This window comes from Rubrimonas cliftonensis, from assembly GCF_900107585.1.
In the GTDB taxonomy this organism is placed as follows: Bacteria; Pseudomonadota; Alphaproteobacteria; order Rhodobacterales; family Rhodobacteraceae; genus Rubrimonas; species Rubrimonas cliftonensis.
Window position 1 is genome coordinate 349,623 of the sequence record NZ_FNQM01000004.1, and the last position, 24,075, is coordinate 373,697.

At 70.9% G+C, this 24,075-nt stretch carries 21 protein-coding genes, 1 tRNA gene and 1 pseudogene; 17 read left to right on the top strand and 6 right to left on the bottom strand.

What is annotated here, in order from left to right:
• Nucleotides 1-102: 102 nt before the first annotated feature.
• The 11 genes from BLW43_RS09980 (at nt 103) to BLW43_RS10030 (ending at nt 12,392) form a co-directional block, all read left to right on the top strand.
• The gene (locus BLW43_RS09980) at nt 103-1,062 is read left to right on the top strand and encodes a GntR family transcriptional regulator (protein ID WP_093252541.1); all 960 of its coding nucleotides are present in this window, start codon (nt 103-105) and stop codon (nt 1,060-1,062) included.
• A gap of 248 nt (nt 1,063-1,310) precedes the next feature.
• Nucleotides 1,311-2,918 (top strand): ABC transporter substrate-binding protein, encoded by a 1,608-nt coding sequence (locus BLW43_RS09985; protein WP_217632142.1) that lies wholly within the window; start codon nt 1,311-1,313, stop codon nt 2,916-2,918.
• A gap of 60 nt (nt 2,919-2,978) precedes the next feature.
• Nucleotides 2,979-3,920: an ABC transporter permease gene (locus tag BLW43_RS09990; RefSeq protein WP_093252544.1), complete on the top strand. Its 942-nt coding sequence runs from the start codon at nt 2,979-2,981 to the stop codon at nt 3,918-3,920.
• 31 nt (nt 3,921-3,951) lie between these two features.
• Nucleotides 3,952-4,869, top strand: a complete 918-nt coding sequence (locus BLW43_RS09995; RefSeq protein ID WP_093252547.1) for an ABC transporter permease — start codon at nt 3,952-3,954, stop codon at nt 4,867-4,869.
• A 15-nt stretch (nt 4,870-4,884) separates the two neighbouring features.
• On the top strand, nt 4,885-5,985 hold the full coding sequence (locus tag BLW43_RS10000) for an ABC transporter ATP-binding protein (protein ID WP_093252550.1): 1,101 nt from the start codon (nt 4,885-4,887) through the stop codon (nt 5,983-5,985).
• A complete protein-coding gene (locus tag BLW43_RS10005) occupies nt 5,982-6,971 on the top strand; it encodes an ABC transporter ATP-binding protein (RefSeq protein WP_093252552.1) in 990 nt (329 codons plus the stop codon). The genes BLW43_RS10000 and BLW43_RS10005 overlap by 4 nt, the downstream gene beginning before the upstream one ends.
• A gap of 13 nt (nt 6,972-6,984) precedes the next feature.
• Nucleotides 6,985-8,364: a hypothetical protein gene (locus BLW43_RS23475; protein WP_175478834.1), complete on the top strand. Its 1,380-nt coding sequence runs from the start codon at nt 6,985-6,987 to the stop codon at nt 8,362-8,364.
• Complete coding sequence (locus BLW43_RS10015) at nt 8,361-9,368, top strand: DMT family transporter (protein WP_093252558.1); 1,008 nt, start codon at nt 8,361-8,363, stop codon at nt 9,366-9,368. Before BLW43_RS23475 ends, BLW43_RS10015 begins: the two co-directional genes overlap by 4 nt.
• Nucleotides 9,344-10,759: an amidase gene (locus BLW43_RS10020; protein WP_093252561.1), complete on the top strand. Its 1,416-nt coding sequence runs from the start codon at nt 9,344-9,346 to the stop codon at nt 10,757-10,759. The genes BLW43_RS10015 and BLW43_RS10020 overlap by 25 nt, the downstream gene beginning before the upstream one ends.
• Before the next feature lie 20 nt (nt 10,760-10,779).
• Nucleotides 10,780-10,983, top strand: coding sequence for a hypothetical protein (locus tag BLW43_RS10025; RefSeq protein WP_093252563.1), 204 nt, complete (start codon nt 10,780-10,782; stop codon nt 10,981-10,983).
• On the top strand, nt 10,980-12,392 hold the full coding sequence (locus BLW43_RS10030) for an amidase (protein WP_093252566.1): 1,413 nt from the start codon (nt 10,980-10,982) through the stop codon (nt 12,390-12,392). The genes BLW43_RS10025 and BLW43_RS10030 overlap by 4 nt, the downstream gene beginning before the upstream one ends.
• 55 nt (nt 12,393-12,447) lie before the next feature.
• Here BLW43_RS10030 and BLW43_RS10035 read toward each other — a convergent pair whose 3' ends face one another.
• Nucleotides 12,448-13,155: an isochorismatase family protein gene (locus tag BLW43_RS10035; protein WP_217632143.1), complete on the bottom strand. Its 708-nt coding sequence runs from the start codon at nt 13,153-13,155 to the stop codon at nt 12,448-12,450.
• 24 nt (nt 13,156-13,179) lie between these two features.
• Entirely contained in the window at nt 13,180-14,601 is a 1,422-nt protein-coding gene (locus BLW43_RS10040) for an amidase (protein WP_175478835.1), read from the bottom strand.
• Between the two features lie 280 nt (nt 14,602-14,881).
• Here BLW43_RS10040 and BLW43_RS10045 point away from each other — a divergent pair, with 280 nt between their 5' ends.
• The 4 genes from BLW43_RS10045 (at nt 14,882) to BLW43_RS10060 (ending at nt 19,167) form a co-directional block, all read left to right on the top strand.
• Nucleotides 14,882-16,501, top strand: a complete 1,620-nt coding sequence (locus BLW43_RS10045) for an ABC transporter substrate-binding protein (RefSeq protein ID WP_093252571.1) — start codon at nt 14,882-14,884, stop codon at nt 16,499-16,501.
• 355 nt (nt 16,502-16,856) lie between these two features.
• Nucleotides 16,857-17,753 carry a cation diffusion facilitator family transporter gene (locus BLW43_RS10050; protein ID WP_093252738.1) on the top strand — a complete coding sequence of 299 codons (897 nt, stop codon included), beginning with the start codon at nt 16,857-16,859 and terminating at the stop codon, nt 17,751-17,753.
• A 62-nt stretch (nt 17,754-17,815) separates the two neighbouring features.
• Nucleotides 17,816-19,024 carry an acyl-CoA dehydrogenase gene (locus BLW43_RS10055; RefSeq protein WP_093252574.1) on the top strand — a complete coding sequence of 403 codons (1,209 nt, stop codon included), beginning with the start codon at nt 17,816-17,818 and terminating at the stop codon, nt 19,022-19,024.
• 67 nt (nt 19,025-19,091) lie between these two features.
• Nucleotides 19,092-19,167: transfer RNA gene (locus BLW43_RS10060), tRNA-Glu, on the top strand.
• A 102-nt stretch (nt 19,168-19,269) separates the two neighbouring features.
• On the opposite strand, the gene BLW43_RS10065 is transcribed toward BLW43_RS10060, so the two are convergent.
• The 3 genes from BLW43_RS10065 to BLW43_RS23480 all read right to left on the bottom strand — a co-directional run bounded on the left by BLW43_RS10065 (nt 19,270) and on the right by BLW43_RS23480 (nt 23,154).
• On the bottom strand, nt 19,270-20,481 hold the full coding sequence (locus BLW43_RS10065; RefSeq protein ID WP_093252576.1) for a winged helix-turn-helix domain-containing protein: 1,212 nt from the start codon (nt 20,479-20,481) through the stop codon (nt 19,270-19,272).
• Nucleotides 20,482-20,668: 187 nt separating this feature from the next.
• Nucleotides 20,669-22,585, bottom strand: coding sequence for a PhoX family protein (locus tag BLW43_RS10070; RefSeq protein ID WP_093252580.1), 1,917 nt, complete (start codon nt 22,583-22,585; stop codon nt 20,669-20,671).
• Nucleotides 22,582-23,154, bottom strand: a complete 573-nt coding sequence (locus BLW43_RS23480) for a hypothetical protein (RefSeq protein WP_175478836.1) — start codon at nt 23,152-23,154, stop codon at nt 22,582-22,584. The genes BLW43_RS10070 and BLW43_RS23480 overlap by 4 nt, the downstream gene beginning before the upstream one ends.
• A gap of 1 nt (nt 23,155) precedes the next feature.
• On the opposite strand from BLW43_RS23480, the gene BLW43_RS23485 reads away from it, so the two are divergent.
• Nucleotides 23,156-23,503 carry a hypothetical protein gene (locus tag BLW43_RS23485; protein WP_175478837.1) on the top strand — a complete coding sequence of 116 codons (348 nt, stop codon included), beginning with the start codon at nt 23,156-23,158 and terminating at the stop codon, nt 23,501-23,503.
• Between the two features lie 25 nt (nt 23,504-23,528).
• Here BLW43_RS23485 and BLW43_RS24725 read toward each other — a convergent pair.
• Nucleotides 23,529-23,849 (bottom strand): annotated as a pseudogene (locus BLW43_RS24725) (hypothetical protein); the annotation flags it as partial.
• On the opposite strand from BLW43_RS24725, the gene BLW43_RS23490 reads away from it, so the two are divergent.
• On the top strand, nt 23,805-23,954 hold the full coding sequence (locus BLW43_RS23490) for a hypothetical protein (RefSeq protein WP_175478838.1): 150 nt from the start codon (nt 23,805-23,807) through the stop codon (nt 23,952-23,954). The pseudogene BLW43_RS24725 and the gene BLW43_RS23490 overlap by 45 nt on opposite strands.
• Nucleotides 23,955-24,075: the final 121 nt, after the last annotated feature.

The following is a 24,075-nucleotide window of genomic DNA, read 5'->3' on the forward strand; positions in this document are numbered from 1 at the left end:
TTCGGCGGTGGGGCGTTCGCTTCAGTTGATGAACCGTCATCGGCCGGAGCGGCGATCCGCGCCTCGCGCCACAGATGGAGCGGTTCCCGGACGTTTGGGCGGATGCGCCGCGCATCCCATGTGATCGGCCCGCGACGGCTCGCGGATCGATCCGCCCGCCGCCGCGCCGGGGCGTCTCGCCTCGGAAGCCTCCCACGAAAGGACCTGCCGCGCATCGCGTCATCCGGGCTGCGTCGCACTTGCAAAGTTGACCATGGCGTGGCACGCGCGCTCCGCAGTGATGCGCAGGCGCCCAGGGTTGCCGCGATGACTGGAGCTTTGGAAATGACTTCCCGCATCGAGGTCCAGAGCGTCTGGCGGCATCAGGCGCTCGCCCGGACGCTTCGGCTGCTCTGCGAGAACGGCGCCTATGCGGTTGGCGATTTTCTGCCGCCTGAAAGAAACATCGCCGAAGAGTATGGCGTCAGTCGCGCGACGGTGCGTGAGGCTTTGCGCGCGCTGGAGTCGCAGGGGATGATCGTGCGGCGGCAGGGGTCTGGCACCCAGGTCGTGGCGACCAGCCCGCAGCGGTTCTCGCAGTCGATCGACTCGCTCGACACGCTGCTGACGTACCCGCCCGACACCTTCGTGCGCGTGGACGCCGTCGCGCCCGCGGGCGACGATCCGGCGCTGGGGGCGGAATTCGGCGCAAGAGTGACCGCCGGCTGGCTGAGCGTCACGCTTCGCCGCTACATCAGCGGTTCTTCCCTGCCGATCTCGCTCAGTCAGGTGATGTTTCCAGGCGCCTACGCCGACGTCGTGGACGCGATCGACGGCAGCGAGACGCCGATCTTCGCGCTGATCGAGCGTCGCTTCGACGTCAGGGCGACCGACGTGCGGCTGCGCATCGACGCGACGGCCGTCATCGCGCCCTTCGCGGAGCCGTTGCAGGTGGCGCCCGGATCCTCGGCAATCCGGATCATCCGAGCCTATCGCAATGCGTCCGGAGCGCCGCTGCAACTGGCGGTCAGCACCCACCCCGAAGGACGCTACGCCTTCGAGTTCGCCCTGCGTCGCGGCTGAGGCGACCGCCTCTCGGCATCGCGCGGAGGTTGTCTCGAATTTGTGCGGCGCGGCGAATCCACGCCGCATATTACGGCAATTGGTCCGGACCAAAAATGAGCCGCCAGAGGGCGGGAGCCGGCCCGGGGGGCGGCCGGAAGGGATTAACCACGCCTTAACATGCATTTGAAGCGTGCAGTGCGCGCACGCTCCACGAGTGGCACGGGGCTTGCTGCTTGCCTGTCGAAACGCCGACAGGAGATGCCGCCGTGAGAACCCTTCGCCGCCGCGCCGCCGCCCTCGCCTCCGCCGCCCTTCTCGCCCTTTCCGCAGGCGCCGCCGCCGCGGATGGCGGGGTGCTGCGCATCGCCATGACCGCCGCAGACGTTCCCAGCACCACCGGCATGCCGAACAACGGCTTCGAGGGCATGCGCTTTCTGGGCTACCCGATCTTCGAGCCGCTGATCGACTGGGACCTGTCGCGCGCCGACGTTCCCGCCGGTCTGCGCCCCGGACTCGCCGAGGCGTGGGAGGTCGATCCGGCCGATCCGACGCGCTGGATCTTCCGGCTGCGCCGCGGCGTGACGTTCCATGACGGCTCGACCTTCGACGCGGACGCGGTGATCTGGAACCTTGAGCGGTTCTTCGACGAGTCGAAGGCGCATTTCGACACCGCCGGATCGGCCATCACCCGCGCGCGCAATCCGCTGCTGAAAGGTTGGGAGAAGATCGACGAGCACACCGTTGCGATTACGACGAAATATCCCGCCCACTATTTCCCCAACGTCATCTGCTACCTGCTGATCGCCAGCCCCGCGCAGTTTGAGGCCGTCGGCGCCGACTGGAACGCCTTCGCCGCCGCTCCCGCCGGCACCGGGCCGTTCCGCGTGACAAAGGTCACGCCGCGCGTCAGCGTGACGCTCGCCCGCTTTGACGACTACTGGAACCCGGAGCGAACGCCGAAGCTCGACGGCGTCGAACTCTACCCGATGCCCGAGGCGACCACGCGTCTGGCCGCGCTGCGCTCGGGTCAGGTGGACTGGATCGAGGTGCCGCCGCCTGACGCCATTCCGGGGCTGGAGGCGGCCGGCTACGACGTCGTCACCAACACCTATCCCCACATCTGGCCCTATCTGCTGAACGTGCAGGAGGGCTCGCCCTTCGCTGACGTCCGAGTGCGGCAGGCCGCCAACTACGCCATCGACCGCGAGGGTCTGGCCACGCTGCTGAACGGCACGGCCGCGCCTGCGGCCGGGCTGTTTCCGAAGGGCCATCCCTATTTCGGCGCCCCGGCGGTCGAATACGGGCACGACCCCGAGAAGGCGAAGGCGCTGCTGGCCGAGGCCGGCTACGGCCCCGGCAATCCGCTGAAGGCGCGGGTGATGATCTCCACGTCGGGCTCGGGCCAGATGCTGCCGATCCCGATGAACGAGTTCATCCAGCAGAACATGGCCGCGGTCGGCATCGAGCTTCAGTTCGAGGTGGTCGAATGGGGCACGATGCTTGTGGGCTTCCGCAACCCGCCGGGCTCACCCCCGACGATGGGCGTGGACGCGATCAACGTCAGCCTCGTCACATCCGACGTGTCCTACCTCTGGCGCTACTTTCACAGCAAGAACGCCTCGCCCGTCGCATTCAACTGGGGCCACTGGAAGAACCCCGAGTTCGACGCCCTGCTCGACTCGGTCGAGGCCGAGTTCGACCAGGCGAAGGTCGACGCCGCGATGGTCCGCGCGCATGAGATGGTCGTGGCCGAGTCCCCGTGGCTCTGGATCGTGCACGACCTGAACCCGCGGGCGATGTCGGCCAGCGTGAAGGGGTTCGTCTCGGCCCAGAGCTGGTTCCAGGATCTGACGGGCGTCTGGATCGAGAACTGATCGCGCTCCGGTCCGGCGCCGCCGGACCAGCCCCCGCCCCATCCCCGCGAGGCCGACCCCATGCTGACTTTCGTCGCCAGACGGCTGCTCCACGCCATCCCGATCCTGCTCGGCGTCTCGATGCTGGTGTTCGGGCTGGTTCAGATGATCCCCGGCAACCCGATCGACCTGCTGCTCCCGCCCGAGGCGCCGCCCGAGCTGATCGCCCAGATGACGGCGGCCTACGGTTTCGACAAGCCGCTGCACATCCAGTATTTCTCGTGGCTCGGCCGCACGTTGCAGGGCGATCTGGGATATTCGATCTTCACCGGCGCGCCCGTCGCGCGGGAGTTGATGAGCGCGCTGGGCAACACCTTCGTGCTCGCCGTGCCGGCGGCGCTGCTGGGTTTCGCGCTGGGCGTCGGGCTGGGCGCGCTGGCGGCCTTCCACCAGGGCACATGGATCGACAAGGCGGCCTCGGCCTTCGCCATCACCGGGGTCAGCCTGCCGCATTACTGGTTCGCCATCGTGCTGGTGGTGATCTTCTCGGTCACGCTGAACTGGCTGCCGGCGCAGGGCATGGGGTTCGAGGGACTGCCCGGCAGCTTCGCGGAGGCGCGGTCGCTGGTCCTGCCGGTCGTCACCCTGTCGCTGATCCCGATGGGCGTGGTGGCGCGCGTCGTGCGCGCGACCGTGCTCGAGGTGCTCAATCAGGAATTCGTCGCGACGCTGCGCGCCAAGGGTCTGATCGACCGCGAGGTGCTGCTCCACGTCCTGAAGAACGCCGCGCCGGCGGCGCTCGCGGTGATGGGCCTGCAGTTCGGCTATCTGCTCGGCGGCTCGATCCTGGTCGAGACGGTGTTCAACTGGCCGGGCTCCGGCAACCTGCTGAACCTCGCCATCTTCCGGCGCGACGTGCCGGTGATGCAGGCGACCATCGTGGTGCTCGCCTTCTTCTTCGTGCTCGTGAACCTGCTGGTCGACATCGCGCAGGCCGCGATCGACCCGCGCATCCGCCGCTGACCCCCTGAAGCATCGGACGACGGAGACAGCCATGAACGCCCTCCATGACGTCGCGACCGAGTTCCCGCCGCAGGCCGACCTTGTCCGCCCGCGAGAGGTGGAGAGTCCCGGCTACTGGCGGCAGGTCCGCAACCGCCTGTCCCGCGACCCTGTCACCATCGGCGCGGGGACGGTGCTGGCGCTGATCGTGCTGTCGGCGCTGCTGGCGCCGCTGCTGGCGCCCTACGACCCCTATCAGGGCTCGATCATGACCCGGATGAAGCCGGTCGGCTTCGAGGGCCACCCCCTCGGCACCGACGAGACCGGCCGCGACATGCTTTCGCGGCTGCTCTATGGCGGTCGGGTCTCGCTGCTGGCGGGCGTCGCGCCGGTGGCCGCGGCGCTGGCGATCGGGGGCACGCTGGGGGTCGTCGCCGGCTTCTTCGGCGGCCTGGTCAACACGCTGATCATGCGCGTGACCGACGTGTTCTACGCCTTCCCGTCGATCCTGCTGGCCATCGCGATCTGCGGCCTGCTGGGCGCGGGGCTGGTCAACACGCTGATCTCGCTGACGCTGGTGTTCATCCCGCCGATCATCCGCATCTCCGAGAGCGTCACGACGCAAGTGCGCGCCTACGACTTCGTCGAGGCGGCGCGCGCCAGCGGCGCCCGGCCGATGCAGCTGATCCGGCATCAGGTGCTGGCGAACGTGCTGGGGCCGATCCTCGTCTACGCCACCAGCCTCGTCAGCCTGTCGATCATCCTCGCGGCGGGCCTCAGCTTCCTCGGTCTCGGCGTCACGCCGCCGACGGCCGAATGGGGGCTGATGCTGAACGCGCTGCGGCAGGCGATCTACATCGACCCGGTGCTCGCTGCGCTGCCCGGCGCGATGATCTTCGTGACCTCGATGTGCTTCAACCTGATCAGCGACGGGCTGCGCGGGGCCATGGACGTCCGGATCCGGACCTGAGGGAGGACGACGCCGATGTTCACCGCGCGCAGGAAGAAGCCCGACATCGTGTCCCGCATCGTGCAGGACCCCCGCGACCGCGGCGGCCCGCGCCAGCCGATGCTGACCGTCGCGGGCCTGAAGAAGCACTTCCCCGTCCGCAGGGGCGTGCTCGGCCGCCCTGCCGGGGTGGTGCAGGCGGTCGACGGGGTGGACCTGTCGGTGGCCAAGGGCGATGTGCTGGGCGTCGTCGGCGAGTCCGGCTGCGGCAAGTCCACGCTGGCGCGGCTGCTGATGCGGCTGATCGAGCCCGACGACGGCGAGATGGTGTTCGACGGCGACCCGGTGGGCGTGCGCGGCGGGTTGTCCGTGTCCGATCTGCGCCGGCGGATGCAGATGGTGTTCCAGGACAGTTACTCCTCGCTGAACCCGCGCATCCCCATCGCCGACACCATCGCCTTCGCGCCGAAGATGAACGGCGTGCCGCCGCGGCTGGCGACCGAGCGCGCCCGGGCGCTGCTGGAGCAGGTCGGCCTGTCGCCGGCGCTTTTCGCGAAGCGCTATCCGCACGAGCTGTCGGGCGGCCAGCGCCAGCGCGTCAACATCGCCCGCGCGCTGGCGGTCGAGCCGCGGCTCGTGATCCTCGACGAAGCCGTGTCGGCGCTCGACAAGTCGGTTGAGGCGCAGGTGCTGAACCTGCTGGTGGCGCTGAAGGAGGCGCACAGCCTGACCTACGTCTTAATCAGCCACGACCTGAACGTGGTGCGCTTCATCAGCGACCGCGTGGCGGTGATGTATCTGGGGCGCGTGGTAGAGAGCGGCTCGGTCGACGACATCTACGACAATCCCCGCCATCCCTACACGCGCGCGCTGCTGGCCTCGGTGCCGAGCCTCGACCCCCGCCGCCGCACGCGCGAGACGCCGATCGCCGGCGATCCGCCCAACCCCGTCAACCCGCCCTCCGGCTGCCGGTTCCGCACCCGCTGCCCGCTGGCGGAGGACGTCTGCGCCGCCCGCGCGCCCGTCTTCGCCGCCGTGCCGGGCGGCGACGGCCACGGCGTCGCCTGCCACATGGCCGACGGCGCCTCGGGTCACAGCCGCGCCGCGGGCGCCACGGTCATGGAGGCCGCGTCATGAAGCACGAAGCCATCATCGACGAACCCATGGTCGAGGTTCGCGATCTGCACGTCAGCTTCGGCAAGGGCGCCGGCGCCGTGCGCGCGGTCAACGGCGTCAGCTTCGCCCTGCGCAAGGGCGAGGTGCTGGGCGTCCTCGGCGAGTCCGGCTCGGGCAAGAGCGTCATGCTGCGCACGCTGCTGGGCCTGCTGCCGGCGCATGCCCGCACCGAGGGAACGGTGACGGTGGCGGGACAGCCGGTGCTGTCGCTGCCGCCAGACGCGCTGCGCCGCCTGCGCGGCTCGACCGTCGCGATGATCTTCCAGGAGCCGATGACCGCCTTCGATCCGGTGTTCACCATCGGCCGTCAGATCGCCGAGACGATCATGCGCCACGACCGCGTCGGCCGCGACGCCGCGATGAAGCGCGCGCAGGAGCTGCTCGAACTGGTCGCGATCCCCTCGGCGAAAGGCCGGCTCGCGAACTATCCGCACGAGATGTCGGGCGGCATGCGCCAGCGCGCCATGATCGCGCTGGCGCTGGCCTGCCGCCCCTCCGTGCTGCTGGCCGACGAGCCGACGACCGCGCTGGACGTGACGGTGCAGATCCAGATCCTGCTGCTGCTGCGCCGGCTTCAGGCCGAACTCGACATGGCGGTGGTGTTCGTCACCCACGACATCGGCGTTGCGGTCGAAATCTCGGACCGCATCGGCGTGATGTATGCCGGCCGCTTCGTCGAGGAGGCGCCGATCGAGGCGCTGGTGGACGCGCACGCCCACCCCTATACGCGCGGGCTGCTCGCCTCCACCGTCCATGGCCAGCGCAAGGGCGAGCGGCTCGAGACCATTCCCGGCGCCCCGCCGAACCTCGCCGCGCTGCCGCCGGGCTGCGCCTTCGCGCCGCGCTGCCGCCATGCCGACGACCGCTGCCGCGCCGAGGCGCCCGAACCTCGCGTGGTCGGGCCGTCGCATGTCGCGCGCTGCCATCATCTGTCGGCGGGGCGATGAGGCGCGCGCGATCGTGAAGCACGTCGACCTTCGCCCGGAAGCCCCGGATAGCGCGTCCGAGAGTGCGCCCGCGCAGCCCCCCGCCGCGCCGGCGCTGGCGGCCTGCGCCGTCGGCGCGGCGCTCTGGGCGCTCAACGTCCAGCATGTCGCGGCGCCCTGGCCGCCGCTGCGCGACGCGGCGGTGGCGCTGCTGGTCGCCTATCTCGCGCTCACGCTGCGCCAGGCCAGCCGCACGACGGCCCTCATCGCCGCGGCCTGCGCGGCGGTGACGGCGATGCTGCTGGCGACGGGCTCGCCCTCCGCCTCGATCCGCGACGGGCTGGATTTCGCGCTGGTGTTCATGGGCTTCTTCCCCGCCCTCGTGATGGTGCGCGCCGCCTTCGAGGCCGGGCCGCAGATCGGCCGCGTCGCCCGGCGGCTGGCCGCCCGCGGCGCGGCCGGACGGTCCGACAGCCTGCTGCTGCTGGCGCATGTCACCGGCGCGGTGATGACGATGGGCGCGGTCGGCGTCGTCGGCCCGCTGGCGCAGTCGTCCGGCGAGGACGCGTCGCGGGACGCCGCGGCGTTGACCTGCCTGCGCGGCATGTGCCTTGCGGTTCTGTGGACGCCCTTCACCGTGGGCATGGGCTTTGCGGCGAGCCATCTGCCGTCGGTGCCGCTGTGGGAGGCGTCGCTCTGCGGCGCGGCGCTGGCGGCCGTCGGGCTCGCCGCCTCGCTGCGGGGCGGGCGCGACCTGCGAAGCGTCGGCGGCGCCGTCGCCGACGTGGCGCCCGTGACCGCGCCGGCGCTGCTGGCCGCGGCGGCGCTGATCGCGGCCAATGCGGCGACGGGCCTGAGCACCCTGCACCTGATCATCCTGCTGATGCCGCCGGTCAGCCTGCTCTATGTCTGGCGGATGCGGCCCGGTTCCGTGGCGCCGCTGGGCGCGCGGGTCTGGCGAGACCTGGGCGGCATGGGCAACGACATGCTGCTGTTCTCGTGCTCCATCGCCATGGGCTTCGCGTTGCAGGCGCATCCGGGCTTCGAAGGCGCTCTGACGGGCCTCGGCCTCGACGGGCTGCCGGCGGTGGCGCTGATGGCGATGCTCACGACCATGGCGCTGCTCTGCGCGCTGGCGGGGCTGCACGTCACCGTGACCGGCGCCGTGACGATCGCGATCGCTTCGGGCCTCGACGGCGCGCTCAGCGATCTGGCGGTGTTCCTTCTGATCCTGTTCGCGTGGTCGATGGGGGCGATGCTGTCCATGTCCTCGCTGGCGGTGGCGGTGACGGGCCGCACCTTCGACGTGCCGATGGGCCGGCTGATCTACGGCGCCAACCTGCCCTTCGCCGCAGTCCTTGGCCTGACGCTGACGCTGGCCGTCGGGCTGATCGACTGGGCGGCGCGGTCATGAGCGCGGTGGACCGCCCCGCGCGCATGATGGCGGGCGCGGTGGTGGCGCGGGCGCTGGGGCTGGGCGCGCCGGCGGCGCCGGGCGGCACGCCGGCCGTCGTCGAGGGCGCGCTGCTGATGACCGCCTCGACCTTCTTTCTCGCCAGCTCGAACGCCATGGTGCGCGGCCTTGCGCCCGATGTTCACCCCTTCGTCTCGGGCTTCTTCCTGAACCTCGCCGGGCTGCTGACCGTCTGGCCCTGGGTGCGCCGCGAGGGCTGGCGGGCGATGCGAATGAAGGCGCCGGGGATTCACGCCGTCCGGGCGCTGACCGGCGTGGCGACGCTGATGGCGTGGATGTGGGTGCTGACCGAGGTCGAGCTCGCCAAGGCCACCGCGCTCAGCTTCACCGCGCCGCTGTTCGTCGCCGCCGCCGCCGGGTTCATGATGGGAGAGCGCGTCACGCGCGGGCGCTGGCTGGCGCTGGCGGCGGGCTTTCTCGGCGCGATGCTGGTGCTGCGCCCGGGGATCGTCGCGCTGGACCTCGGCGCCGCTGTCACGCTGCTGGCCGCGGCGGGCATGGCGGCGATGTACGTCACCACCAAGATGCTGCTGGCGCACGAGAGCGCGGCGTCGGTGATCGTCAACACCGCGCTGGTGATGACGCCGCTCTCGCTGGTCCCGGCGCTGGCTGTCTGGAGCGCGCCGCCGCCTTCGATGTGGGCGCTGCTCGCGGCCATGGGCCTCGCCGGCACGCTGGGCCGGGTGCTGCTGACCCGCGCGCTTCAGGTCGCCGACGCGACGTCGGTCATGCCCTTCGACTTCGGACGGCTCGTGTTCATCGCGATCATCGGGGCGCTGTTCTTCGGCGAGCGGCCCGACCTCTGGACCGTCGTCGGCTCGCTGGTCATCGCGGCCGCGGCCGTCCTCGTCACCCGGGCGGAGGCGCGCGCCGCGCCCCCGGCCATCGTCCCGCCCCCCGCCACAGGAGACCAGCAGCCATGCTCCCGAACGACCGACCGTTGACCATCGCCGAGGCGGCGGACCTGATCCGCGACGGCAAGCTCTCGCCCGTCGGGCTGGTCGAGGACTGCCTGCGCCGCATCGACGCGCTGGACGGAACCTATCACGCCTTCATCGAGGTGCTGCGCGAACCCGCGCTCGCCGCCGCCCGCGCGGCCGAGGCCGAGATCGCCGCCGGCCGCTGGCGCGGCCCGATGCATGGCGTCCCCATCGGCCTGAAGGACATCTACGAGACGAAGGGCGTGCGGACCACCGGGCATTCCCGCGTCGCGGCCGACTATGTGCCGACCGAGGACGCGACGACGACGGCGATGCTCGAGGCTTCGGGCGCCATCAACCTCGGCAAGCTCGCGACCTGGGAGTTCGCGATCGGCGGCCCGAGCTTCGACCTGCCCTGGCCGCCTGCGGGCAACCCGTGGCGGCACGACCATGACCCGGGCGGCTCGTCCTCGGGCACTGGCACGGCGGTCGCGACCGGCATGGTGCTGGGCGGCATGGGGTCGGACACCGGCGGCTCGATCCGGTTTCCGGCGGCGCTCTGCGGCATCGCGGGCATCAAGCCGACCTATGGCCGCGTCAGCCGCGCCGGCGTCATGCCGCTGTCGTTCAGTCTGGATCACGCCGGGCCGATGGCGTGGACGGTCGAGGACTGCGCGATCATGATGCAGGCGCTGGCCGGTCATGACCCGCGCGACCCCGCCTCGGCGGAGCTTCCCGTCCCCGACTACCGCGCCGCGCTGACCGGCGACGCGAAGGGCCTGCGCGTCGGCGTGCTGCGGCAGTTCTACGAGACCGACGCCCCCGCCGACGCGGACTGCGCCGCGGCCTTCGACGCGGCGCTGGCGGCGCTGGCCGATCTGGGCGCGACGGTGGTGGAGCTGCCGGCGCTCTCGCCGATGCAGGACTACCTCGCCGCCGCGTTCCTGATCTCGCGCAGCGAGGCCTTCGCGATCCACGAGGAGACGCTGCGCGCCAGCCCCGGGCTCTACGGCGAGGTCGCGCGCGAGCGGATGCTGATGGGCGCGCTGGTGACGGGCGCCGACTATGTGCAGGCCATGCGGCGGCGGCGCGAGCTGTGCGTCGAGTTCGCCGCCGCCATGCGCGGCGTGGACGTCGTGGCGCTGCCCACGCTGCCCACCGCGGCGCCGAAACTCGGCGCCTACGGCAAGCACTTCACCATCGACCGGCCGCTCTACACCACGCCCTTCAACCTCACCGGCAGCCCGGCGCTGTCGGTCTGCGACGGCTTCAGCGCCGAGGGCTTGCCCTTCGGTCTGCAGATCGTCGGCCACCCCTTCGACGAGGCGACCGTGATGCGCGTGGGCGACGCCTACGAGAAGGCCACGCAGTGGCGGGGCATGCGCCCCGAGCCTCTGGCGATGGCCGCCGAGTGACAACCAGAGGAGTGAACGCCATGACCGAACCCACCATCAGCAGGCAGGATTTCGACGTGCTTCTGGCCCGCGCGGGCCTGACGCTGGACGAGAAGCAGGCCGAGGACCTCCGCCACGCCTACAAATATGTGCAGGCCATGGCCGAACGCGTGCGCACCCCCCGCGGGCGTGAGGCCGAGCCGGCGCACATCTTCGTCTTCCCGCACGAGGCGACGGCGGGATGATCGGCTCGAACGCCTTCCCCACCATCGCCGAGGCGTCGCGCGCCATCGAGGCCGGGACGCTGTCGCCCGTGGCGCTGACCGAGTTCATCCTCGACCGCATCGCCGCGCTCGACGGTCGGCTCAACGCCTATCTGACCGTCACCGCAGACGCCGCCCGCGCCGAGGCGCGGGACGCCGAGGCCGAGATCCGGGCGGGCCGCCGACGCGGCCCGCTCCACGGCGTCCCGATCGCCTTCAAGGACATCTTCGAGACGGCGGGCGTGCCCACCACCTGCCAGTCCCGCGCGCTGGCGGGCCATGTGCCCGCACGGGACGCGACCTCGGTCGCGAAGGTCCGCGCGGCCGGCGCCGTCGGGCTGGGCAAGCTGACCACCCACGAGTTCGCCTTCGGCGGCCCCAGCTTCGACATCCTGGGCCAGCCGGCGCGCAACCCGTGGAACACCGCGCATTTCACCGGCGGCTCCAGCAGCGGCACGGGGGCGGCGGTGACGGCGGGGCTGGCGCTGGGCGGCTTCGGGTCCGACACGGGCGGCTCGATCCGCCTGCCGGCGGCCTATTTCGGCCTCGTCGGACTGAAGCCCACCTATGGCCGCATCAGCCGGGCGGGGGTGTTCCCGCTGGCCTTCAGCCTCGACCATGCCGGGCCGATGGCCTGGACCGCCGAGGACTGCGCGATCATGCTGGAGGCGATGGCCGGCCACGACCCGGCCGACCCTGCTTCCGCCGACGTTCCCGCGCCGCCCTACGCCGCGATGCTGGACCGCGACCTCACCGGCCTGCGCATCGGCGTGATCCGGCATTTCTGGGAGGAGGCCGAGGCCGAGCCCGAGACCGTCGCGGCGCTGGAGGCGGCGCTGAAGGTGTTCGAGGGCCTCGGCGCCAAGCTGGTCGAGGTGCGGCTGTCGCCGCTCAGCGACTGGTGCGCGACGTGCAGCCTGATCCTGCTGTCGGAAGCCTTCGCCGTGCACGAGGAATGGCTGCGCGGCTCGCCCGAGATCTATGGCGAGTTCATGCGGATGCGGCTGTTCCTGGCCGGTGCCATCACGGCGGCCGATTATGTGCAGGCCCTGAGGCGGCGGCGCGAGCTGTGCGCCGAGTTCGCCGCGGCCTTCGCCGACGTGGACGTGATGTTCACCGCCACCGCCGCGGGGCCCGCCCCGCGCATCGAGGAGATGGGCGCGTTCTACACCTTCGCCCGGCCGCTGCTGACGATGCCGTTCAACGTGACCGGCTCGCCTGCGCTCGCGACGCGGGCCGGGTTCTCGTCCGAGGGCCTGCCGCTGTCGCTGTCGCTGATCGGCAAGCCGTTCGACGAGGCGACGGTGCTGGCGGCGGCGCACGCCTACGAGAAGGCGACGGAATGGGCCGCGCGGCGCCCGTCGCTCGAAGCGGTCGATGCGGCGGCCTGAAAAGCGAGGGCCGGGGCGCGGAACCGCGCCCCGGCCACGGACTCGGGCCGGAAGCCTATTCGGCGGCGACGGCCGTGGCGGCGCCGGCGCGCAGCGCCGCGATCGCCTCGTCGGTCGACTGCACGTCGCAGAACGACTGCAGCAGCGCCGTCAGGGTGGCGTTGTGGTCGGCGTCGGTCGGCGCCGCGTTGGCGTCGGAGACGAACACCGTCTTGAAGTTCAGCATCATGGCGTCTCGCGCGGTGGACTCGCAGCAGACATGGCTCGCGGTGCCGACGACGATCACCGTGTCGAAGCCGCCGGCCCGCAGATGCGCCTCGAGCGTCGAGGAGCCCTGGATCAGCGCGCTGAAGCGCGTCTTCTCGATCTGCGGATCGTCGGGTCGCACGTCGAGCAGCGGCCAGAGCTGGTGCCCCTCCGCGCCGCGGGCCATCCATGCGAACATCCGCGCCTTGAGGTCGGGCGTCATGAAGTGGTCGCACCAGGCCGACCAGTTCGCCGCCGTCTCGGGGTGGATGGTGTTGCGAATCCAGACCACCTCGCCGCCGGTCTCGCGCATCGCGGCCGCAAGCCGGTTCACGTTCGGCACGATGTCGCGCGCATGGCCGATCTCGGCCGGGGCGCCGGGGGCCATGAAGGCGTTCTGGAGGTCGACCACCACCAGCGCGGTGCGCGCGGGGTCGAGCGTCTCGTGGATGCGCACCCGGCCGCGGCGGGCCATGGCGCGGGCGACGGCGTGCGCGCCGATCTTCACCTCGTGCATCGTCTCGGTCTCCTCTGCTGGGGGTCAGGCGGCCGCGGCGGCGTCGCCGCGGGCGATGGCGGGCCGGCGCGCGCGTTCGCCCAGCGCGGCCTCGACCACCGCGCCGGCGGCGTAGGCCGCGGCCTCGTCGAAGGGCCCGCCGACCAGCTGCACCGCAAGCGGCAGCCCGTCGCGGGCGAAGCCGGCGCATACGGTGAGCGCGGGCAGGCCCGTCACGTTGCAGGGCGAGGTGATCGACGGCGGGCCCGACAGCATGGTGTCGGGGCGCACGGCGTCGAGCCGCGGGGCAGGGCCGACGGCGCCGGCGACCAGCAGCACGTCGAGGCCGGCCATGGCGGTCGCCATCTCGGCGCAGAGCTCGCGGCGGCGGCGCAGCGCCTGCACATGGTCCGCCGCGGTGAACAGCGCGCCGGGCAGCAGTCGGGCGCGCATGTAGGGGCCGAAGATCTCGGGTCGTTCGCGGAAATCCGCCTCGTGCAGCGCGAAAGCCTCGCTCATCAGGATCACGCGGTTGCAGGCCTGATAGTCGGCCAGCGGCGAGAGGCGCACGTCCTCGATGACCGCGCCGGCGTCGGCCAGCGCGTCGGCGGCGGCGTCGAAGGCCGCCACGCCCTGCGGGTCGAAGGCGGCGTCGCCGTCGTGGAAGCCGCGCGCCAGCCCGACGCGCAGGCCCGCGGCGCCGCGTGCGGCCGCGGCCGGCCAGTCGGCGCGGGGCCGTTCCGCCGAGCCGGGGTCGCGGGGGTCGTGGCCGGCCATCGCCGCCAGCATCAGCGCGTTGTCGGCGACGGTCCACGTCATCGGACCGATATGGTCGAGGCTGTAGGCCAGCGGCGAGACGCCCGACCGGCTGACGCGCCCATAGGTCGGCTTCATCCCGGCCAGACCGCAGAAGGCGGCCGGAATCCGGATCGAGCCGCCCGTGTCGGTGCCGACGGCGCCCGGAACCAGCCCTGCCGCGACGGCTGCGCCAGATCCGCTGCTCGAGCCGCCGGGGTAGTGCGCGAGGTTCCACGGGTTGCGGGCGGGCCCGTGCGGCAGGTCCGGGTCCGGGCCGCCGATGGCGAATTCATGCGTCTCGGTCTTGCCGACGAGGATCGCGCCCGCCGCGCGCAACCGCGCTGCAACCGCGCTGTCTCGCGCCGCGACCTGTCCTTCGGTCAGACGCGAGCCATTGCCGGTCGGCATGCCGGCGACGTCGCAGATGTCCTTCAGCGCGACGGGAACGCCGTGGAGCGGCCCGAGCGCGGCGCCGGCGGCGACGGCCGCCTCGGCATGGCGGGCCTGGGCCAGGGCGCCCTCCGCGTCGACATGGACGAAGCAGCGCAGTTCGGGCGCGAGCGCGCTGATTCGCGTCAGCGCCTCCGTCACCGCCTCGACCGGCGAGACCGTCTTCGCCGCGACGGCCTGCGCCGTTCCCGCAAGCCCGAGTTCCCAGATCGCCGTCATGGCCGCCTCCTGCGAAAGGGTGTTCGGCCAGACTGCGCCCCCCCGAGTGGTACGGACCAATGAAATTCGACCCATGCGAGTTCGTAAAGCGAAAAAGATCACATGTTGAACAGAACAAACGCTGAAATGCCAAATTACAAGACAGATTTGTAACTCTCGTTCCGAATCGAGTGACAGCACAGGGCTAGCAAAAATTTGCTTTCGAAAAATCAATTTTGTTTACATGTGGGGTCTTAAATCGCTTCATGGCGCCATCAAAACTTGGAATGGAGAGCCGACAATGCGCATCGACCGACGCGTTTTCATCACTGGCAGCGGCGCGGCCATCGCCGGCGCCGCGCTCACCTCGGGTCTTGCGACGCCCGCCCGCGCCGAAGCAGGCCATCTGCGCATCGCGATGACCGCCGCCGACGTGCCCACGACCACAGGCATGCCGAACAACGGGGCCGAGGGGATGCGCTTCCTCGGCTATCCGGTGTTCGAGCCGCTGGTGGACTGGGATCTCGCCAACGCCGCCGACCGCCGGTCGGGCTTCCGCCCCGGCCTCGCCGCCGAATGGTCCGTGGACGAAGAGACCATGACCGTCTGGACCTTCCGGCTGCGGCAGGGCGTGCGCTTCCACGACGGCGCGCACTTCGACGCCGACGTGGCGCTGTGGAACTTCGCGCGCCTCTATGACACGGAGGCGCCGCACTACGACCCGTCCGCCTCGGCAATCGCCAAGGCGCGCGTGCCGCAGCTCAAGGACTGGAGCCGGATCGACGACGCGACGATCCAGCTGACGACCTACAAGCCGACGTCCTTCTTCCCCATGCTCATCGCATGGATCCCGATGGTCAGCCGCGCCCGCTACGAGGAGGTCGGCGACTGGAACGCCTTCGGCGCGCAGCCCGCCGGAACCGGCCCGTTCCGCATCACGAAGGTCACGCCGCGCGTCAGCGCCGAACTCGCCGCCAACGCGGACTACTGGGAGCCGTCGCGCGTCCCGAAGGTCGCGAAGGTCACGCTGTTCCCCATGCCCGAGGCGACGACGCGGCTGGCCGCGCTGCGATCGGGCCAGGTGGACTGGATCGAGGTGCCCCCGCCCGACACCATCCCGAGTCTTGAGGCCGCGGGCTTCGACGTGGTGACGAAGATCTATCCCCACATCTGGCCCTGGGTGCTGAACACGCTGGAGGGCTCGCCCTTCTTCGACAAGCGGGTGCGGCAGGCGATCAACTTCGGCATCGACCGCGAGGGTCTGGTCGCCTACCTCAACGGCACGGCGCTGGCGGCGAAGGGCTTCGTGACGTCCGACGACGTGCAGTTCGGCGCGCCCGCGATCGACTACGGCTACGACCCCGAGCGCGCCAGGGCGCTGCTGAAGGAGGCGGGCTACGACGGGGCCAACCCGCTGCGCTTCAAGGTGATGATCTCGACTTCCGGCTCGGGCCAGATGGTGCCGATCCCGATGAACGAATATCTGCAGCAGTCGTTGGCGAAGATCGGCGTGATGGTCGACTTCGAGGTGGTGGAGTGGGGCACGATGCTGGTGGCGTTCCGCCAGCGCCCCGACGACCCGCAGGCGCTGGGCTGCCACGCCATGAACATCAGCCTGACATGGACCGATCCCTCCGTCTGGTTCCGCTGGTTCCACAGCGAGGCGAAGACGCCCGTCTCCTCGAACTGGGCGCACTGGTCGAACCCCGACTACGACGCCATCATGAACGAGGTGTCCCGCACGCTCGACATCGATGAGATGGAGGCGCTGCTGGCCAAGGCCCATGCGGTGCTTGTCGAGGAAAGCCCCTGGGTCTGGATCGTGCACGACCTGAACCCGCGCGCCTTCGCGCCGAACGTCGAGGGCTTCGTGGCGGCGCAGAGCTGGATGCAGGACTTCACGGGCGTCACCGTCCGCTGAACCGACGCACCCGGCAAGGCCCCGATCTCCGTTCTTCGGGGCCTCGCAATGAGGTGAGGCCGACCGGCTCAAGAAACGCTTACCGAACCTCGAGATACGGCCCGCACCGTCTGCAGAAGGGCTTGAGCAGCCCGCCTCAACATATCCGGCCTCGGAGCCTGCTCCCTGCCGGGATGGGGCCGCGCGCGACGTGCTCCTAGGAAACGGCGCGGCCGCGGTCGGTCGTCGACAGTTCTCGGGTTTGCGCGTCGCCGTTCGACTGTCAGGCCATTCATGCCGACCCGCACCGGCGCGCGGCCGCGTGCGGCGGACCGCGCGGTGGACGCGGCTGCGCATCCGGCGCACAAGCCGCGCGATGGTGTACAGCGCCCGCATCGCCCGTTTCGCCTTCTGGTCGATCCCCGTCGCCGCCGCGGTCATGGGGCTGAAGTTCGTCGCGTGGAAGCTGACCGGCTCGGTCGCGCTGTTCTCCGACGCGCTGGAGAGCATCATCAACGTCATCGCGGCGCTGATGGCGTGGCAGGCGGTGCGGCTGTCGAACCGCCCGGCGGACGCCAACCATCCGTTCGGCCACCACAAGGCCGAGTATTTCTCCGCCGTCGTCGAGGGCGCGCTCATCATCGTCGCGGCGCTGGCGATCATCCGCGAGGCGGCGCTGGCGTTCTCCGCCGGCCCGGCCTTCGACGCCGACCCGGCCGGCCTCGCCATCAACGCCTTCGCGGCGTTCGTCAACGGCGTCTGGGCGACGCTCCTGATCCGCGCGGGCCGCGAGGACGGCTCGCCCGCGCTGACGGCGAGCGGGCGCCATGTCTGGGCCGACGTGCTGACCTCGATCGGCGTCCTGCTCGGCCTTGGGCTGGCCACCGCCACCGGCTTTCTGGCGCTCGACGCGATCCTGGCCGTCGCGGTCGCGCTCAACATCCTGCGCGAGGGCTGGCTGGTGGTGCGCGGCTCGGTCGGCGGGCTGATGGACGAGGCGGTGGACGGGGAGGAGGCCGAGGCCATCGAGCGCGCGATCCGCGCCGCGGCCTCCGGGGCCATCGAGGCGCATGACATCCGCGCCCGCCGCGCCGGCCCGGTGCTGTTCGTGGAGTTCCATCTGGTCGTGGAGGGCTGGATGAGCGTCTCGGCCTCCCACGTCATCTGCGACCGCATCGAGGCCGCGATCCGCGCCCACGAGCCGCAGGCGCGCATCTCGATCCATGTCGAGCCAGAGCACAAGGCGAAGGACGAGGGCGTGAGCGTCGGCTGAGCGGGCCGCCTTTCAACGCAAGCCTGCGGTGCTATGGTGGCGGGGGTGAGAAGGAGCGCGCCATGAACGTCACGACCCCGCTCGGAAGCAGCAAGCCGGTCTTCGACTGGTCGGACCCGTTCCGGCTGGACGACCAGCTCTCCGACGAGGAGCGGATGATCCGCGACGCCGCGCGCGACTATGCGCAGGGCAGGCTGGCGCCCCGCGTCGTCGCGGCCTGGCGCGACGAGCATACCGACGCGGAGATTTTTCGCGAGATGGGCGCGCTCGGCCTGCTCGGCGTCACCATCCCGGAACAGTTCGGCGGCGCCGGCGCCTCCTATGTGAGCTACGGGCTCGTGGCTCGGGAGGTCGAGCGCGTGGACAGCGGCTATCGCTCGATGATGAGCGTGCAGTCCTCGCTGGTGATGCACCCGATCCACGCCTTCGGGACCGACGCGCAGCGCGAGAAGTATCTCCCCGGTCTCGCCGAGGGCCGCCTTATCGGCTGCTTCGGCCTGACCGAGCCCGACGCGGGTTCCGACCCCGCGGGCATGAAGACGCGCGCCGCGCGCGCCGCCTCGGGCTATCGCCTGAGCGGCGCCAAGACCTGGATCTCCAACAGCCCGATCGCGGACGTTTTCGTGGTCTGGGCGAAATCCGACGCGCATGACGGCGCGATCCGCGGCTTCGTGCTGGAGAAGGGCATGGCCGGGCTCTCGGCGCCGAAGATCGCCGGCAAGCAGTCGCTTCGCGCCTCGGTGACGGGCGAGATCGTGATGGACGGCGTCGAGGTCGGCGAGGATGCGCTGCTGCCGGGCGCGGAGGGGCTGAAAGGCCCGTTCTCCTGCCTCAACCGCGCGCGCTACGGCATCTCCTGGGGCGTGATGGGGGCGGCGGAGTTCTGCTGGACCGCCGCGCGCCAGTACGGGCTCGACCGCAAGCAGTTCGGCCGCCCGCTGGCGCAGACGCAGCTCTACCAGAAGAAGCTCGCCGACATGCAGACCGAGATCGCGCTCGGGCTCCAGGCCAGCTTGCGCGCGGGGCGGATGTTCGACGAGGGCGCGCTGGCGCCGGAGGTCGTCTCGCTCATCAAGCGCAACAACTGCGGCAAGGCGCTGGAGATCGCCCGCCACGCCCGCGACATGCACGGCGGCAACGGCATCCACGAGGACTATGGCGTGTTCCGTCACATGGCCAACCTCGAGACGGTGAACACCTACGAAGGCGCCCATGACGTGCACGCGCTGATCCTCGGCCGGGCGCAGACGGGGCTGCAGGCGTTCTTCTGAGGCGGCGCGAAACCGGGCGGAGATGTCTTGTCAGCCGCCCTCGCGTCCCCTAGAACCCGGCTCCGAGGCACCGTTCGTCTAGCGGTCTAGGACGTCGCCCTTTCACGGCGAAAACACGGGTTCGAGTCCCGTACGGTGTACCATCCGCCCGATTTTCCGCCTGGCGTCCGCGATCAGGCTTCCGCGGGGGGGCCTGCCGCTCGGCGATGCGGTCCGAGCTTGCGGGCGCCGCGGTTCTCTGGCGGTCAGGGCGGATTCCGGCGCCAGCCGGGCATGTGCTCGACGCGGTCGCAGCCCGAGAACCGCGCGAGGCGACGCAGCTCGGCGTCGAGCCTGTCGAGCCTCGCCCGCGACGGGCGCACGCCCGGCTCCAGCCACGCCGCCCTGACCTTCAGGACGCCTTCCGAACGGTGGGCCTTCGCGTCGAGGCGGCCCACCAGCCTGTCGCCCTCCAGCAGCGGAAAGACATAGTAGCCCCAGCGGCGCTTCGCCTCGGGAACGAACACCTCGATGCGATAGTGAAAGCCGAACAGGAACTCCGCGCGCCGGCGGTCGCGCAGCGCGGGGTCGAAGGGCGAGAGCGCGCGCAGCTGGCGGGTGGGCTCGGGCGCGGCCATGGCGCGCTCCGCGACGTCCGGCCTCGCGAACGCCTTCTGCAGCGCGCCGTCCGCGCCCTCCACGGCGATCTCCACGATCTCGCCGCGCGCCGCCGCCGCCCCGGTCCAGGCCGCGACCGCGCCGGAAGGGACGGCGTCATAGTAGGCCTGCAACTCGCGCCGCGTCGCGAAGCCGAGCCGGTCCAGCGCCGTGCGGCAGGCCCAGTCCACCAGTTCCTCGTGCTCAACCTCGGCGCGCAGGTAACTTTCGGGGACGACGCGCTCGGTCAGGTCGTACACCTTCCTGAAGCCGTCCCGGCGCGTCACGGAGAGCCGCCCCGTGCGCCAGAGCCATTCGAGCGCCGTCTTGGACGGTCGCCAGTCCCACCAGCCGCCGCGGTCGCCGCGCGCCTCGCCTTCGCCGAGGTCGGACGTCGTCAGCGGGCCCTCGACCGCGATGCGGTCCAGGACGGCGTCAAGCTGCGCCTCGTAGCCCTCGCGGAAGAAGCGCCGCCATGTCCCGCGAAGGCGCTCGGCGTCGGCGTCGAAACGGCGCCGCCAGTAGGGGAACGTCTCGATGGGCAGGATCGAGGCGTCGTGGGTCCAGTGCTCCCAGAGGTTGCGGTCCCGCTCCAGCAGGGGCCTCAGCGCCGCGGGCCGGTAGCTCCGCCGGCGGCTGAACAGGATCATGTGGTGGGCGCGCTCGACGGTGTTGATGCTGTCGACCTGCACGAAACCGATGCGCCGGACGAGTTCGGCCAGATCCGCGCCGCTTGCGGGGCCGGTCGGCGGCTCCGCAAGTGCGTGCCGGTGCAGGAACAGGCGCCGTGCGAGGGCGTTCGGCAGGACGGGCGGCGTCATGTTCCGTCGTTAGCAGGCCGGCCCGCGGTCTGGAACACGAAAGGCCGCCGGTCATCGCTGGCGCCAGGCGGTCGCGTCCGGATCGCCGCCTTCCGGGTGGACCCGCCAAAAGCGGTACGCCGCGCCCCGTAGGGCGCGGCGTCCTGTCGTCATGTCGACCTGGCCGTATCCGGCCCGGGCGGTGGTCTCAGCCGACGAGCGCGTTGTCGTTGCGCTTCACGGCGACGACCGCCGAGCGCGGCAGGCTGCCCTCGCCGTCCGGGAACGGGGCGCCGGGGTGCTGGATGCCGACGAACATCGTGCGCTTGTCGGACGACCAGGTGAGGCCCGTCACCTCCGAGCCGTTGGGCCCGGTCAGGAACCGGCGGATCTCGCCGGTCGCCGGGTCGCCCGCGAGCATCTGGTTGTTGCCCATGCCGGCGAAGTCGCCTTCGTTGCTGTCGTCGCCATCGGTCTGGATCCAGATCAGCCCGGTGCTGTCGATCTGCATCCCGTCCGGCGAGTTGAACAGGTTGCCGGCGTTGATGTTGGCGGTGCCGGCGTAGGGGCCCTCGGCGTGCACGCTCGGGTTGCCGGCCATGACGTAGAGATCCCATTCGAAGGACGCCGCGGCATGGTCGCCGCCGCGCGGGCGCCAGCGCACGATCTGGCCGTAATTGTTCAGTTCGCGCGGGTTGGGGGCGTTGACCGTCATCGGGTCGCCGCCGGCGTTGGTCCGCACCGCGCCGCTGTCGGTGAGCGCGCCGCGGCGGCTGTTGTTGGTGAGGCAGCAGTAGGCTTCCGGAGAGGTCGGGTTGACCGCGATCCATTCCGGCCGGTCCATCGTCGTTGCCCCGACCTTCGAGCCCGCGGTGCGGGTGAAGATCGCGATCTCGGCGGCGGACATCCCGGTGGCCTCGGGGGTGAGCGCGACCCACTCGCCGGTCATGTCGTCGTTGAACACGGCGACATGGAGCTGACCCTCGCTGAGCAGCGTCGAGGTGTCGCCGCCGGGCGTGTACACGTCCCGAGAGACCCACTTGTACATGAACTCGCCGCGCTCGTCGTCGCCCAGATAGACCACGACGCGGCCATCCGGCGCCACGGCGCTCGCCGCGTTCTCATGCTTGAAACGGCCGAGTGCGGTGCGCTTGACCGGCGTGGAGGCCGCGTCGGTGGGGTCGATCTCGACGATGTAGCCGGCGCGGTGCGGCTCGTTGGGGTTCTTCGAGACGTCGAACCGAGCGTCGAACGCGTGATAGTTGTACCCCGAGCCCTTCTCGTTGACCCCGTATCGCTTGAAGCCGGCGGCCACGACCGCGTCCTCCGGCAGCCCGGCCGTCGCGCCGAAATAGCCGTTGAAGTTCTCTTCGCAGGTCAGGTAGGTGCCCCACGGCGTGCGCCCGGAGCCGCAGTTGTTGAAGGTGCCGAGCGACTGCGTCCCCGTCGGGTCGGCCTCGGTCTTCAGCAGGTCGTGGCCGGCCGCGGGGCCTTCGATCAGCATCGGCGTGAGGTGCGTGATGCGTCGGTTGAAGGGGCTGTCGATGACGACCGACCAGCCGGCCTCGTCCTCGCGCAGCTCCATCACCGTGACGCCCTGCAGCTTCTGGAGCGTGCGGACGTCGTCGAGGGACGCCGGCGTTCCGTCGGCGGCGTGCGGAAGGTTGACGTCGTTGTTGGTGTATTCGCTGTTGACGACGAGGATTTCACGCCCGCTGACGTTGAAGAGCTCCATGCCGTCGGTGTTCTCGCCCATCACCCGGTCGGCGCCCTCGGCGGGCACGCCCTTGGCGGGGTCGAAGGCGGGCGCGTCGGAGAAGAGCGGGTCGCCCCAGCGCACCAGAACGTTCCAGCTATAGCCTTCCGGCACATGAATCGTGCCGTCCGTCTGCGGCGCGAGCTGTTCGAAGGCGAAGCGCGAGGTCTGCCGGGCGAGCGCGGTCGTGCCGCGCAGCATCTCGCCGCCCATGACCGCGGCGCCGGAGCCGAAGGCCAGCGCCCCGCCGAGGAAGCCGCGCCGGCCGATGGCGCGCTCCACAACCCGGTCGAACTCCTGGATCTCGGGGCGCGGGAAGTTCAGTTCGTCCCACTCGTCTGCGGATAGCTTGATCTTGCTGTCGTTCATGGCTCGCTCCTGGGCGCGGGGTGTCCGGCGAAGATCCGGCCGGGCCGAATTTCGCTTAACCATCTCGCACCGATCGACGAAGCTTTTGTGTCAGCGTGATGCGACCCGTCGCCCCGGCGACGGCGCGCGGCCGCTGCCATGGTCACGATCCCGCGAGGGCGGGCGCGCCCGCCCGCGGGCGGGCGCCTCGGCTCACCCGGCGGTTTCCGCGAGCCGGGCGCGATGTCGTTCCAGTCGAGGAACACGGCGAGGTCGTCAGGGCGGACCGGATTGCGGAGCACCGCGTCGAACGGGCGCGGGGCCTTGCGCTCGGGCTCGAAGCAGAGGTCGGCCGACAGCAGGGCGCTTCTTGCGGAGGCGCGTTGCGGATCGGCCCGCAGGGCGCCCGCCAGCGACAGGGCCGTTGTCCCTTGAATGTGCCGCTCGAGCAGGAACATGGCCGACCGGCGCCATGTCGCGGCGTCGGCGAGCGGCTGCGCCGCGTCGCGACAGCCGCGCACCTCGTGGCCCGAGTGGCGCGCGTAGCCCTCGACGAAGCCGAGGCTTGGGCAATCGTCCCCGGCGACCACGATGAGCGGCTTCGAGGACAGCGCGATCCTGAGGGCCGAAGGTCGCGCGACGACCGCCGAACCGCCCCGGGCCTGCTTCGGCGCAACGCCCGCAGGGGTCTGGCCGACGGGGGCGGGGGGCGGCCGGCGCGACGGCGACCGGCAAGGTGCACCGGAACAGGGCGCCGCCGCCTTTGGCGGCTTCGACGCCGATCTCGCCGCCCTGGCTCGTGACGATTTCTCGTCAGATAGCGCGGCCGAGGCCGGCGCCGCCATGGCCCCGCGTGATCGGCGGGTCCGGCTGCGTGAAGCGCTCGAAGATGAAGGCGCGAGGGTCTGGGGGGGGGCGGTCCCTGGTCGGGCACGCTGACCCGGACCATCCCGCCGTGGTCGCGCGAGGCCTCGACGCGGATCGCGCCGCCATCGCTGAACTTGACCGCGTTGGACAGCAGGTTGATCAGCACCTGCCGTACGCGGGAGGCGTCGACCCGCACCCGGCCGAGCGCCTGCGTCGACGGAACGTCGATCTCGATCCTCAACCCCATGCGCTCGGCTTCCGCCGCGGCCGCGGGCGCGGGCGCAGCGTCAGCCGGGCCACCTAGGAAGCCGGCCAGGACCAGAGGCGCCGCGCGTGTGTCGAATGTCGCCTCCCCCGGCCCCGCGATCGGCGCATGCATGAGGATGACCGCCGTGACGCCCCGCACCATGACGGCCATGATTTCCGGGATGAGGCCCCGTCGCTCGGACCGCGCGCTGGCGGCGAACAGGAAAAGGACCGGCGCCGCCATCGACAGAAGGCCGAGATGCTGATCAATTCTTGAGCTATCGTCATTACTGCGCCTCCGCGGAGGGAAGCTTGCCGGAAAGGGATTTCAACTGTTGTCATTAAGGCCATGCAAAAAAGGGTGAATTCGGAACGTTAATAAATTACTTTTTAAAAAT